This is a genomic window from Mycobacterium sp. BK086, assembly GCA_004362315.1.
Lineage (GTDB): Bacteria > Actinomycetota > Actinomycetes > Mycobacteriales > Mycobacteriaceae > Mycobacterium.
On sequence record SNWL01000007.1, the window covers coordinates 425,014 to 437,934 of the forward strand.

The following is a 12,921-nucleotide window of genomic DNA, read 5'->3' on the forward strand; positions in this document are numbered from 1 at the left end:
GCGGGTTCAGCGCTTACGCACGACCGACCAGCCGCCGGCCAGCACGGCCACGATCAGCAGCACGATCGCCGCGCCTGGTCCGAGTAGCCACCACACCAACGCGACGGCGGCGACGGTCGGTGCTCCCACCAACAACGCCAACATCGCCGGGTGCTGGCGCGCCACGTCGCGCGCGGCCCGGGCGCGGTCGGGATCGAGCTCTTTGCCTGCCATGCGGCCCATTATCCGTGTCCGAAGCGGGTTTGTGCCCGTTCGCCCTCAGAGAATGCCTGGTGCTCATCTTGTAACGGTGTAATCATGTAATTCATGAAACATCAGCACATGCATCGTCGGCCCGGCCGCCCCGGCGGCTGGCAGCAGGCCGATCAACCCGACGCGACCGATGCCGGCGAGTGGTTCGCCGGCCGGCTCCCTGAAGAATGGTTCGCCGGCGACCCCACGGTGATCGTCGACCGCGAGGAAATCACCGTCATCGGACGACTACGGGATTCCGCCGACAAGCCCGACAGCGAAGCGCGTGCTTCCGGGCGGGCGTCACGCTTCCGTGAGGACACCCGTTCCGAGCGCATCCGGATTGCCGAGGAGGCTCAGGACAAGTACGGCCGCAAGGTGTCGTGGGGGGTCGAGCTGGGGACGCCGGAGGCGCCCGAGCGAATTCTGTTCACGCACATCGCCGTTCCGGTGATGACCCGCCTCAAGCAACCTGAACGCCAGGTGCTCGACACCCTGGTCGACGCGGGCGTGGCCCGGTCCCGGTCTGACGCGCTCGCCTGGAGTGTGCGGCTCGTCGGTGAGCATGCCGAGGAATGGCTGGCCAAGCTGCGTTCGGCGATGGCCGAGGTGGATGACCTCCGCGCCGAGGGTCCTGGGCTCTAACGCCGAGTGTGCCCGCTTCTGTCAGTCCCTTGCCGGGCGGTTGGACTTGGCGACCCCCTTGCCGTTGGGGCTGGCGCCGGCGGGCGCGTCGGCTTTGTTGTCGCTCACCGACTTTCGTGACGCGGCTTTCGACGCGGCTTCCGGCTTGACCGCGCTCACCGTTGCCGCGGTCGATGTCTTGCGCAGCGCGCTGACCGACGGGATCGCGGGCGCGGACGGGATGGGGATCGTGATGTCGATCGGGCTGATCCCGCCGACCTTGGTGTTCGCGATCGTCACCGTCGCGCCGATCTTTCCCGTCACCGTCAGGGCGGTGGACTTCAGCTCGACCTTCAGACCGTCGGGCAGGGCGAGGTCGTAGGCGAAGACTTCGGTATTGCCCACCTTCAAGACGGTGGCGCCGAGAGCAACCGTCATCGAGGCCTCAGCGATCACACCTCCGCACGAGGCTGCGGCGGACCCCAGGCACAACTTGGTGTCGAACGCGAACTTCCCGCTGGGCAACGTGGTGCCGATCTTCGTCGTTCCCAATTCGATGTTCGCGCCGCCGCCGCCGAAATACGGCGAGAAGCTGAGAGCGGCCTTCAGTCCGCCGGTAGGCAGCACCGAGAGCTGGGTTTCGTACTGACCGATCGTGACGGCGCCGCCGAGCATCGACGTGGGCTTCGTTGAGCCGCCCTGCAGGCCGAGCTGCACAAGCGACCCTTTCATGCCGAAGCCGTATCCCTCAGTACCGCCCCGGTATTCGATCAGGTGAATCTCCGACGAGATGTCGGGAGCGAGGTCGATCGTCGGGCCTGTCGCGCCGATCGGCTGGAACAGCGATGCGCTCTTCCATTCCGGTTTGAAGCCGAGGTCCACCATCGCGGCGGTGGACGTCCGGCTGATCGGCAGTTCGAAGCTGTTGCCCACCGTGACGGTGGGCCCGATCGCGGGGTTCCACGCGGTGCCCGCTTCGCCCTTCAGATTCAGCACGTTCGGCGCGACATTCTGTTCGAGGGTGAGAGTTCGCAAGATGCTCAGCGGGCCGAGCGTCCCGTAGAAGTCGATGATCGGGATCGTGGTGCCGGTCAATTCGACGCCCGGCAGTGCGGGGGTGCTGGCCTCTTGTGTCACCTCAGAATTTGCGGTGACCATGCCTGCCGCCAGCACACTTGTGGCCAGCCCAGCCAGGAAGGCATGCGTAATTGCCATACTGAAACGCCTTTCGCGTCATAGGTGCTGTTCGCGCTATCGCGAGCAGCGGGACGACAGCGTATAACAAGTTTGCTGGAATTGCTGGTTTACGGAAAATTTGGCTGTGGCGGCTAAGCCTGCGTCATCGCGTAGTACGACCCGCGGCGGGCCAGTAGCTCGGCATGGTTGCCCGCTTCGACGATCCGCCCGGCCTCGATCACCAGGATGCTGTCGGCATCGCGGATGGTCGAGAGCCGGTGGGCGATGATGAAACTCGTTCGTTCCCTGCGTAATTCGGTCATCGCGTGCTGGATCAGCAGTTCGGTGCGGGTGTCCACCGAACTCGTGGCCTCATCGAGGATCAGCAATTGTGGGCGGGCCAGGAACGCCCGGGCGATGGTGATCAACTGCTTCTCGCCGGCGCTGATGTTTCCGCCGCCGTCGTTGATGCGGGTTTCGTAGCCGGCAGGCAGTGTGTGCACGAACCGGTCCACGTACGCGGCGCGCGCCGCGTCCACCACCTCGTCCTCGGTCGCGCCGGGCTTGCCGTAGGCGATGTTCTCGGCGATGGTGCCGCCGAACAGCCAGGTGTCCTGCAGCACCATGCCGATCCGCGAGCGCAACGATTCCCGGCTCACGCGCGTGATGTCAGTACCGTCGAGCAGGATCCGTCCGGCGTCGACGTCGTAGAACCGCATCAAGAGATTGACCAGTGTGGTCTTGCCCGCGCCGGTCGGTCCGACGATCGCCACCGTGGAGCCGGGTTCGGCGACCAGTGACAGATCCTCGATCACCGGGGTTCCCGGCACATAGCTGAACGACACGCCTCGGAACTCGACTCGCCCAATGGCATTGCTCGGCAATGCCGTTGGTGCATCCGGTGATTCCTCGGGCTCGTCGAGAAAGTCGAAAACCCGCTCGGCGCTGGCCACCCCGGACTGCAGCGTGTTGTACATCCCGGCGACCTGGGTCAGGGGCTGGTTGAACTGGCGGACGTACTGGATGAAGGCCTGGATGCTGCCCAGCGTGATCTGGCCGGTCGCCACCTGATAGCCACCGACCACCGCCACGGCGACGTAACTGAGGTTGCCGATGAACGTCGTCGCCGGTGACACCAGACCCGAGAAGAACTGCGCGCCGAAGCTCGCGTGGTAGACATCGGAGTTGAACTCGCGGAACTTCTCCTGGGCGGCGGCCCGGTGCCCGAAGGTCTTGACGACGGTGAAGCCGCTGTAGGTCTCCTCGATATGTGCGTTGAGCCGGCCGGTGTTGGTCCATTGGGCGATGAACATCCGCTGCGAACGGCGCGCGATCACCCGGGTCACCCACAGCGACAACGGAACTGTGGCGACGGTGATCAATGCCAAGAGCGGCGAGATGCTCAGCATCATCGCCAGGACCGCGACGACGGTCAGAACCGAGGTGAGTAGCTGGCTGATCGTCAACGACACCGACGATTGGATGTTGTCCACATCGTTGGTGACCCGGCTCAACAGCTCGCCACGCTGCCGAGAGTCGAAGTAGGACAGCGGTAGCCGGTGGATTTTGTCCTCCACGTCGGAGCGCAGCGCGGTGATCGTGCGTTGCACGATTACGTTGAGCAGCCGGGCTTGCGCCCAGACCAGCAGCGCGGCAACGACATACAGTCCCAGCGCGAGCAACAGAGTGTGGGCCACCGCGGTGAAGTCGACGCCACGGCCGGGCACCACGTTGGTTCCCGACAGCAAGTCGGCGAAGGTGTTGTCACCGCGCGCCCGGGCCGCCGCGACGGCCTGGTCCTTGGTGATACCGGCAGGCAGTTGCCGGCCGAGGACGCCGTTGAACAACAGGTCCGTGGCGTGCCCGAGGATGCGTGGTCCGATGACGCCGAGCGCGATTCCGAGGATGGACAGCGTGATCACCGCAAGCGTCGGCCACCGCTGCGGGGTCAGTCGCCGCAGCAGCCGCAGCGCCGAGCCGGTGAAGTCCCGTGAGCGGGCCTGCCGGGGATCCTGGGTCAGCGTGCGCATCCCGCCGCCGCGGAAGCCCGGCCCGGTCACTGTGCGCCCCCGACCCCGGCGCCGACCGACTGGGAGTCGGCGAACTCCGCATAGGTCGCGCATTCGGCCAGCAGCGTGTCGTGGGTGCCGGAGCCGACGACGCGTCCGCCGTCGACCACGATGATGTTATCGGCCTGGGCGACGGTCGAAATACGTTGGGAGACAATGATCACTGTGGCACCCGCGGACTCTTCGCGAAGTGCGGCGCGGACCTTGGCGTCGGTGTGGACGTCCAGAGCCGAGAACGCGTCGTCGAACAGATAGATGGCGGGGCGCCGGATGACCGCCCGCGCGATCGCCAGCCGCTGACGCTGCCCGCCGGAGAAGTTGATGCCGCCCTGGGCAACTCGCATGTTCAGGCCGTCGGGATGGGCGCGCACGAAATCCTCGGCGGCGGCCACCCGCAGCGCCGACCACATGTCGTCCTCGGTCGCGTCGGCCTTTCCGTACCGCAGGTTGTCGGCGACGGTGCCGGAGAACAGATAGCCGCGCTGCGGTATCAAACCCAGCGTCGACCAGAGGGTTTCGGTGTCGTAGTCGCGCACGTCGATGCCGTCGACGCGCACGGCGCCGTCGGTGACGTCGTAGAGGCGGCAGATCAGCGCGATCAGCGTCGACTTACCCGAGCCGGTGCTGCCGACGATCGCCGTCGTCGTTCCCGGCCGCGCGGTGAGCGAAACATCTTCCAGGACAGGGCGTTCCGCGCCCGGGTAGCGGAACGTCGCGTTCTCGAGGGTGACCGCACCGCGGATACCCCCGTCGGGGTGTAGCGGCGAGGCCGGGCTGCTGACCGCGGGCTGGGTGCCCAGCACCTCGGTGATCCGTTCGGCACACACCGCGGCGCGGGGCAGCATCACCAGGATCAGCGTGGCCATCATGACGGCCATCAGAATCTGCATGAAGTAGGACAGAAACGCGATCAGCGAGCCGACCTGCATGTGTCCGGTATCGATGCGCAGCCCGCCGAACCAGATCAGCGCAACGCTGGAGACGTTGATGGTCAGCGTGGTGACCGGCAGCATCAGGGCCTGCCAGCGGCCGGCGGCCAGCGCCGTGTCGGACACCGCCGCGTTGGCGACGGCGAACCGGTCCTGCTCGAAGGATTCCCGGGCGAACGCCCGGATCACCCGGATACCGGAGAGTTGTTCGCGCATCACCCGATTGATGCCGTCGATGAGCCGTTGCATGCTGCGGAAGATCGGCAGCATGCGCGTGACGATCCAGTAGTTGGACAGCGCCAGCACCGGAACACTGACCACCAGCAGCCAGGACAGTCCGGCATCCTGATGGATCGCCATGATGATGCCGCCGACGCACATGATCGGCGCGGTCACCAGGACGGTGGTCGTCATCTGGATCAGCACCTGGATCTGCTGGACGTCGTTGGTGGTCCTGGTCAGCAGTGACGGCGCCCCGAACCGCGCGGTCTCCTGCTCGGAGAATGTCGTGACGTGGTGGAACATCGCCGAGCGCAGGTCACGTCCGAAACCCATGCCGGTGCGGGAACCGAAAAAGACCGCCCCGACCGCGCACACCACCTGAAGGCCCGTCACCGCCAGCATCACCAGGCCGAGCTCGGCGATCAGCCCGGTGTCACCCTGGGCCACCCCGTCGTCGATGATCGCCGCGTTGACGGTCGGGAGATACAAGGAGGCCAGCGTGCTGATGGTCTGCAGCACCATGACCGCGGCGACCAGCCACCGGTACGGCCGGACATACTGTCTCAGCAGCGCCAGGAGCATTTCGCTACTGTCGCACACCCCTGCACCCGGGCTCCCGGGGTCGTGTTGGGTCCTGTCAACTCCCACTGTGTGAAATCTCAGCAAAGTGGCAGGTCAAGCGGCATGTCGGTGGTTGTGATAAAGGGTGGCCGCTACAGTGCATGCTGTGACACGCAGCAGGCGCGCATGACAGCGACGCGCAAACTCGCGGTGGCTGCGGGGGCCGTAGCCATCGTCGCCACCATCGGCGCATGCTCGGATTCGGGCAGTGGCCCCAGTCCAACCCCGGGTTCTCAGGGCCCCGCGCCGCAGTCGGCCAACGCCAAACACGGTCCGATGTTTCCCGAGTGCGGAGGCATCAGCGACCAGACGATGGCCGAGCAGACCCGGGTGACGGGCCTGGTGACCACCGCCAAGAACTCCATCGGCTGCCAGTGGCTGGCCGGCGGCGGCATCCTGGGACCGCACTTCTCCTTCACCTGGTACCGGGGTAGCCCGATCGGGCGCGAACGCAAGACCGAGGAACTGTCGCGCACCAGCGTCGAGGACATCAATATCGAGGGCCACAGCGGATTCATCGCGATCGGCACCGATCCGACTCTGGGAGACAACCTGTGCGAGGTCGGAATCCAGTTCAACGACGACTTCATCGAATGGTCGGTCAGCTTCGCCGAGAAGCCGTTCCCGCCGGCGTGCGATGTGGCCAAGGAATTGACCCGCCAATCGATCGTGAATTCCAAATGAGCCCGCGCCGGTTGGTCGCTGTCGTGGTCGCGGTGCTGTCCGCGCTCGTGCTGGTCAGTGGCTGCGCCAAGACCGTGGCAGGCACCGCGGCGAAGTCCGGTTCAGGCGTGACGCCGCGCAATGACAACTCCGCTCAGCAGTACCCCAACCTGCTCAAGGAGTGCGACGTCCTCACGACCGACATCCTGGCCAAGACCGTCGGAGCCGATCCGCTGGACATCCAGAGCACGTTCGTCGGTGCGGTGTGCCGGTGGCAGGCCGCCAACCCCGCAGGTCTGGTGGACATCACTCGGTTCTGGTACGAGCAGGGCAGCCTGGACAACGAGCGGTCGGTCGCCCAGTTCCTCAAGTACCAGATCGAAAACCGTTCGATCGCCGGTGTGCCGTCGATCGTGTTGCGGACCAGCGATCCGAACGGGGCATGCGGAGTGGCCAGCGATGCCGGCGGTGTCGTCGGCTGGTGGGTGAACCCCCAAGCGCCCGGGATTGACGCGTGCGGTCAGGCCATCAAGCTGATGGAACTGACGCTGGCCACGAACTCCTAGCGGGGCACGTGGAATGAGGTCAGTTCCGCGCCGCTGAGCTGCAGGCCGGGCCAGCCGCTCGGCACCGACAACACCGCGATGGCCGACGTCGGGTACTTCATCGAGATGCGTTCGGCGGCGTCCGCGTCCGAGCTGTCGGGGTCGGCCAGGCCGAGCGCGACGTGGCTCATCGTGGGTTCGTGGCCGACGACCAGCAGTGTGGCGACATGCTTGGCGACCCGGTTGATCTCGTCGATCATCGCGCCCGCGTTGGCGTGGTAGAGCCTCTCGGAGTAGGTCACCGGCGCACTGATCTCGGTGCGGTCCAGGGTCTGGCGGGTTCTGGTGGCCGACGAGCACAGCACCAAGTCGATCGCGGGCACGTTGGCCCGCAACCAGTCACCTGCCAGCCCGGCTTCCCGGATGCCGCGAGCGGCCAGCGGCCGATCGTGGTCGGCCACCCCGTTGGGGTAATCCGATTTGGCGTGGCGCATCAGGATCAGGGTGTGCACGCCAGTCAGGCTAGACGGTCGCGCGCAATGCCGGTCGAGGTCCGCGGACTTGTCGGCGCGCAGCCATACACTCGCCCCAACACTCGCCGACGAGACAGGGAAGGCCCCAGCGACATGCGCTTCGTGCACACCGCCGACTGGCAGCTCGGCATGACGCGGCACTTCCTGGAAGGTGAAGCCCAGCCCCGTTACTCGGGCGCGCGCCGCGATGCGGTCGCGGGCCTCGGTGCGCTGGCCGAGCAGGCCGGCGCGGAGTTCGTCGTGGTGGCCGGCGACGTCTTCGAGCACAACCAGCTCGCCCCGAAGGTGATCAGTCAATCGCTGGAAGCCATGCGCGCCATCGGCGTTCCGGTGTATCTGCTGCCGGGTAACCATGACCCGCTGGACGCATCGTCGGTGTACACCAGCGCACTGTTCAAGGCCGAATGCCCGGACAACGTGATCGTGCTGGATCGCGACGGACTGTGGGACGTGCGCCCCGGCGTGCAACTCGTCGTCGCCCCGTGGCGCACCAAGGCGCCGACCACCGACCTGGCCGGCGCGGTGTTGGCCGATCTTCCCGCCGACGGCACCATCCGCATCCTGGTGGCGCACGGCGGGGTCGACGTCCTCGATCCGGATCCGGGTAAGCCGTCGCTGATCCGGCTGGCCGCCCTGTCCGACGCGCTCGCGCGCGGTGCGGTCCACTATGTGGCCCTGGGGGACAAGCACTCTCGAACCTGTGTCGGTGACAGTGGACGGGTCTGGTACTCGGGTTCGCCCGAGGTGACCAACTTCGACGATGTCGAGGCCGACCCGGGCCACGTCCTGGTAGTCGATGTCGACGAAACCCGACCGGCGCATCCGGTGACCGTCGAGTCCCACCACGTCGGGCGGTGGCGGTTCGTCACGCTGCACCGCCAAGTCGACGACAGCCGTGACATCACCGATCTGGACCTCAATCTCGACCTGCTGCCCGACAAGGAGCGCACCGTCGTCCGGCTCGGGCTGACCGGTTCGCTCACCGTCACCGATCGGGCCGCGCTGGATGCCTGCCTGGACAAGTACGTCCGGCTGTTCGCCTGGTTGGGAACCTGGGAGCGGCACACCAACATCGCCGTCATGCCCGCCGACGGCGAGTTCGACGATCTCGGAATCGGTGGGTTCGCCGCCGCCGCGATCGACGAGCTGGTGAGCACCGCCCGCTCCGGGGGCGACGCCGCCCACGATGCGCAGAGTGCGCTGGGACTGTTGCTGCGGCTGGCCGGCGGTAGTGCGGCATGAAACTGCACCGCATGACACTGACCAACTACCGCGGAATCGCGCACCGCGACATCGAGTTTCCCGACCACGGTGTGGTCGTGGTCTGCGGGGCCAACGAGATCGGCAAGACGTCGATGATCGAGGCGCTCGATCTGCTGTTGGAGTCCAAGGACCGCTCGACGAAGAAAGAAGTCAAGCAGGTCAAGCCGACGCACGCCGACGTCGGGTCCGAGGTGACCGCCGAGATCAGCACGGGCCCATACCGTTTCGTCTATCGCAAGCGGTTCCACAAGAAGTGCGAGACCGAGCTGACCATCATGGCGCCGCGCCGCGAGCAGCTGACCGGCGACGAGGCTCACGACCGGGTGCTGGCCATGCTCGGTGAGACCGTCGACACCGGGCTGTGGCATGCGCAGCGGGTACTGCAGAACGGCTCGACATCAGCGGTGGATCTGTCCGAATGCGATGCGCTGTCCCGGGCGCTGGATCTGGCCGCGGGTGACGATGCGGCGATGTCGGGCACCGAACCCCTGCTGATCGAACGGATCGACGCCGAGTACGGCCGGTATTTCACCGCGACGGGCCGGCCGACGGGCGAGTGGTCGGTGGCGATCGCCGCACTGCGCGCCGCGGACGAGGAGGTGGCCCGCTGTACTGCCGCGGTCGCCGAGGTCGACGAACGGGTACGCCGGCATGCCGACCTGGCGCAGCAGCAGGCCGGCCTGGCGGATCGGCGCCACGGCATCACCGAGCGCGTGGCCGCCGCCGAGGCGGCGGCCGGCGCGCTCGCTGAGCTCGCCGACCAGCTGCGGCAGGCCGAGCTCGTCGCGACCGCGGCGCAGGGCACCTGCGCCGCGTCGAGCGCCGCGCAAGCCGAACGTGTGCGACTGCGGGAGGAACTGGCCGTCCGCACCGTGGCCGTCGCCGAGGTGCAGACCCAGCTGGCCGCCGCCATCGAGGCCGAACACACCGCCCGTGAAGTCGTCGAAATGGCTTGTGCGGCAGCAGCGGAATCGGCCACCACGCTCAACGTCGCCCAGGAAGCGGTGGACCAGGCCCGCCGAGTGGTCGATGCGCTGGCCGACAGTGAGCAGGCGCAGCGCCTTACCGCGCGGGTGGAGCGCGTCGAGGCGGCCGAGCGCCAGCTGGCCGAGCTGAACCGTGAGCTCTCCGGAATCACGCTGACCGCCGACGTGATGGCCGATATCGAGTCGGCGGCGGCCCTGGTCGACCGTATCGAGGCGCAGCTCGCATTGACCGCCACCACGGTGGAGTTCACTGCGGCGGCCGATCTCGAGCTGACGGTGGGGGAGCAGACCATCCGGCTGTCGGCGGGTCAGCGCTGGACGCCGTCGAGCTCGGCGCCGAGCACCGTCGAGGTGCCCGGGCTGCTGAGTGTGCGGATCGATCCGGCCACCACCACGTCGAATGCGCAGGCGAAACTCGATGCCGCGCAACGCGTTATGGCCGAAGCGTTGTCGCAAGGCGGTGCGGCCGATATCGAGCGCGCCCGGGCGATCGACGCGCGTCGCCGCGAACTCACCGGCGATCGTGACCAGCTGTCGGCGACACTGGCCGGGTTGTGCGAGGACGAAGGGCTTGCCCAGATGCGCGTGCGGCTGGCAGCCCTGCGCGCGGAGATCTCACCGGTGCTCCTGGTTGCCGGTGTCGACGCCGGTGCCGCGCGTGCGGCCTTCGTCGGGGCCATCGAGGCACGCGAAAATGCGAAGTCCCAGGCGGATCTGCACCAGCGGGCGATCGCGGCCGCCAATGTGAAGCTGACCGAAAAGAGCACAGCAGCAACGGTTCTGCGCTCAAAACTGGCCGACGCCATCACTGAACTGGACGGGGCAACGATGCGGCTCGCGACACTGCGGGCGGTCAGTTCCGACGAGCAGGTGGCTGAGCTGGCGGCCGCAGATGTCGAGGTGCATCGGCAGGCGGCCACCGGTGTTGCCGAACTGACGCAGCGCTACGCGGCAGCGGATCCGGCCGCGGTGCAAGGGGAATTGGCTGCTGCCAAGGCGGCGGCCGAAGACCTGGACCGCGAGCATGCAGGCGTCGGGCAGGCACTCAACGACATCGCCGTCGAGCTGGGCGTGATGGGCAACGAGGGCCGCAAGGGCAGCCTCGATGCCGCTGAGATCGTGCGTGAGCACGCCTTCGCCGAGCATTCGCGGGTGGCCCGCCGCGCCAGGGCGGCCGAGCTGTTGCGGTCGGTCATGGCGCGCCACCGCGACAACACCAGGGCGCGCTACGTCGCGCCGTTCCGAACCGAAATCGAGCGGCTGGGCCGCCCGGTGTTCGGGCCGACCTTCGAAGTCGAGGTCGACAGCGACTTGCGAATCTCCAACCGCACGTTGGACGGTCGCACCGTTCCCTATGACTCCCTGTCGGGCGGGGCGAAGGAACAGCTAGGCATTCTGGCCCGGCTGGCCGGCGCGGCGCTGGTGGCCCCGGAAGACACCGTGCCGGTGGTCATCGACGATGCGCTGGGGTTCACCGATCCCGAACGCCTGACCAAGATGGGTGCCGTCTTCGACACCGTGGGCGACCACGGTCAGGTCATCGTGCTCACCTGCACCCCGACCCGTTACCTGGGTGTGCAGGACGCCCATGTCATCGAGCTGACCGCCTGAGCTAATCCGCTAACGCCAATACTTCGTCAAAACTCTCTATCAGGCAGTCGTAGAACTCCTCGAAGTCGGGGATCGCACCCGTGTCGACGTCGATACCCAACGCGCAGTTGTCCATGTAGGTCACGAGCGTGACGTTGACTGCCGAGCCGATCGTCGGGCCAAACGCGTACTGCCCGAGCACTTTGGCGTGACCGAGGTAAACCTGCACCGGAATTCCGGGCACGTCGCTGCACAAAAAGTCGACGTGACGCAGGATCGAACCGATGTACCAGCGGGGCATCAGGTTCAGTGCACCCGCGATCAATTGTGTATAGGGCAGCGACTTTTCGTGGCGAACCCGGGATGTGAGTTCGCGGATGCTGCTGATCCGCCGCGCCGGATCGGCCATTCCGGCTGGGACGTCGAAGCGCATCAAAGTTATTCGGTTCCCGCCCATCGCGTCGCCGTCGGCACGCAGGCTGATCGGCATCGTCAGATGAAGGTCGTAGACACCGACGCCGTGCCTGTCGTGGTACCGGCGTAAGGCGCCGGCCACCCCCGCGACGAAGGCGTCGTTGAGTGCGCCACCGCTTCGGTGGGCTGCTTCGCGAAGGCGCGGCATCGGAATATCGAGCACGCCGAGTCGGCGGACCAGCGAGCGACGCTTCATCAGCGGTGAACCGGTCGTGTTGACCGGGCGAACGGTGCGGTAGATCGACGCGGCGAGTTCGCTCGCCGACTCGGCGGTCTGTATCGGTCGGCGAATCATGTTCAGTAGCAACCTGGGACCGAGCTTGGCTGACTCGGTCACCACCTTGCCGAGAAGGTTCACGTCGTAGCGCAAGGTGTCCCGATACGCAGCAAGTTGCGTGCGCGAGGATACGGCTGGGGCCTGCCCCGCGTCGCCGATGGCAGGTGGCTCGTCGGTCAGATCGAACAATGCCATCGCAATCTGCACACCACCGATGCCGTCGGTGAGCGCATGGTGGAACTTGCACAGCACCGCTGCCTGACCGTTCTCGAGGCCCTCGATGAGAGTGCATTCCCACATCGGGCGAGCCCGGTCGAAGTCCGCCATCGCGGCCAGTCGGGCCATCTCGAACACGCCGTCGAGGTTGCCAGGCTCAGCGGCCGAGACCCGGCGCATGTGGTAGTCGAGATCGAAATCGGTGACATGTTGCCAGCGTGGCGGCGCGGGAGGCAGTGAATCGACCACCCGCTGACGGAATATCGGCAGCTCTCGACTGATCATCTCGAAGCGCTCCCGCACCAGGTCCCAATCCGGAGACCGGTCGAGAAGGACCACCGTCACCACCGTCGATCTCAGCCGTGGATCGGCCTCCATCGACCAGGTGAACGCGTCTGAGTTGCGCATGAATTCGGTCATGATGTTCTCCCTCGCCAACGTACGACGGCGGGGCGCCGGGGAGAACATCGCCCGATCACTTGAGGACTTTGGCCCCTAAGAC

The 12,921-nt window shown here is 66.7% G+C and carries 11 protein-coding genes; 5 read left to right on the plus strand and 6 right to left on the minus strand.

The genetic code is table 11. The features are described 5' to 3' along the window. Positions 1-6: 6 nt before the first annotated feature. Entirely contained in the window at positions 7-213 is a 207-nt protein-coding gene (locus EV580_RS25785) for a hypothetical protein (RefSeq protein ID WP_133694807.1), read from the minus strand. A 93-nt stretch (positions 214-306) separates the two neighbouring features. Between EV580_RS25785 and abmR the strand changes: the two genes are divergently transcribed. Next, positions 307-876 (plus strand): ATP-binding transcription factor AbmR, encoded by a 570-nt coding sequence (abmR, locus tag EV580_RS25790; protein WP_133694809.1) that lies wholly within the window; start codon positions 307-309, stop codon positions 874-876. 21 nt (positions 877-897) lie between these two features. On the opposite strand, the gene EV580_RS25795 is transcribed toward abmR, so the two are convergent. The 3 genes from EV580_RS25795 to EV580_RS25805 form a co-directional block, all read right to left on the minus strand. Beyond that, positions 898-2,070 carry a hypothetical protein gene (locus tag EV580_RS25795; RefSeq protein WP_133694810.1) on the minus strand — a complete coding sequence of 391 codons (1,173 nt, stop codon included), beginning with the start codon at positions 2,068-2,070 and terminating at the stop codon, positions 898-900. A gap of 113 nt (positions 2,071-2,183) precedes the next feature. Continuing rightward, entirely contained in the window at positions 2,184-4,061 is a 1,878-nt protein-coding gene (locus EV580_RS25800; RefSeq protein WP_133695053.1) for an ABC transporter ATP-binding protein, read from the minus strand. A gap of 26 nt (positions 4,062-4,087) precedes the next feature. Further along, positions 4,088-5,833: an ABC transporter ATP-binding protein gene (locus EV580_RS25805; protein ID WP_133694812.1), complete on the minus strand. Its 1,746-nt coding sequence runs from the start codon at positions 5,831-5,833 to the stop codon at positions 4,088-4,090. 165 nt (positions 5,834-5,998) lie between these two features. Between EV580_RS25805 and EV580_RS25810 the strand changes: the two genes are divergently transcribed. Further along, the gene (locus EV580_RS25810; protein WP_133694814.1) at positions 5,999-6,556 is read left to right on the plus strand and encodes a DUF3558 domain-containing protein; all 558 of its coding nucleotides are present in this window, start codon (positions 5,999-6,001) and stop codon (positions 6,554-6,556) included. After that, a complete protein-coding gene (locus EV580_RS25815) occupies positions 6,553-7,101 on the plus strand; it encodes a DUF3558 domain-containing protein (RefSeq protein ID WP_133694816.1) in 549 nt (182 codons plus the stop codon). Before EV580_RS25810 ends, EV580_RS25815 begins: the two co-directional genes overlap by 4 nt. Here the strand turns inward: EV580_RS25815 and EV580_RS25820 are convergent. After that, positions 7,098-7,601: a SixA phosphatase family protein gene (locus EV580_RS25820; protein ID WP_133695055.1), complete on the minus strand. Its 504-nt coding sequence runs from the start codon at positions 7,599-7,601 to the stop codon at positions 7,098-7,100. The two genes, EV580_RS25815 and EV580_RS25820, sit on opposite strands and share 4 nt — an antisense overlap. Before the next feature lie 105 nt (positions 7,602-7,706). Between EV580_RS25820 and EV580_RS25825 the strand changes: the two genes are divergently transcribed. Both EV580_RS25825 and EV580_RS25830 read left to right on the plus strand, forming a co-directional pair. Beyond that, complete coding sequence (locus EV580_RS25825) at positions 7,707-8,855, plus strand: metallophosphoesterase family protein (protein ID WP_133694818.1); 1,149 nt, start codon at positions 7,707-7,709, stop codon at positions 8,853-8,855. Next, positions 8,852-11,473, plus strand: a complete 2,622-nt coding sequence (locus EV580_RS25830) for an AAA family ATPase (protein ID WP_133694819.1) — start codon at positions 8,852-8,854, stop codon at positions 11,471-11,473. Before EV580_RS25825 ends, EV580_RS25830 begins: the two co-directional genes overlap by 4 nt. A gap of 1 nt (position 11,474) precedes the next feature. On the opposite strand, the gene EV580_RS25835 is transcribed toward EV580_RS25830, so the two are convergent. Then, complete coding sequence (locus EV580_RS25835) at positions 11,475-12,839, minus strand: wax ester/triacylglycerol synthase domain-containing protein (protein WP_133694821.1); 1,365 nt, start codon at positions 12,837-12,839, stop codon at positions 11,475-11,477. Positions 12,840-12,921 lie beyond the last annotated feature (82 nt).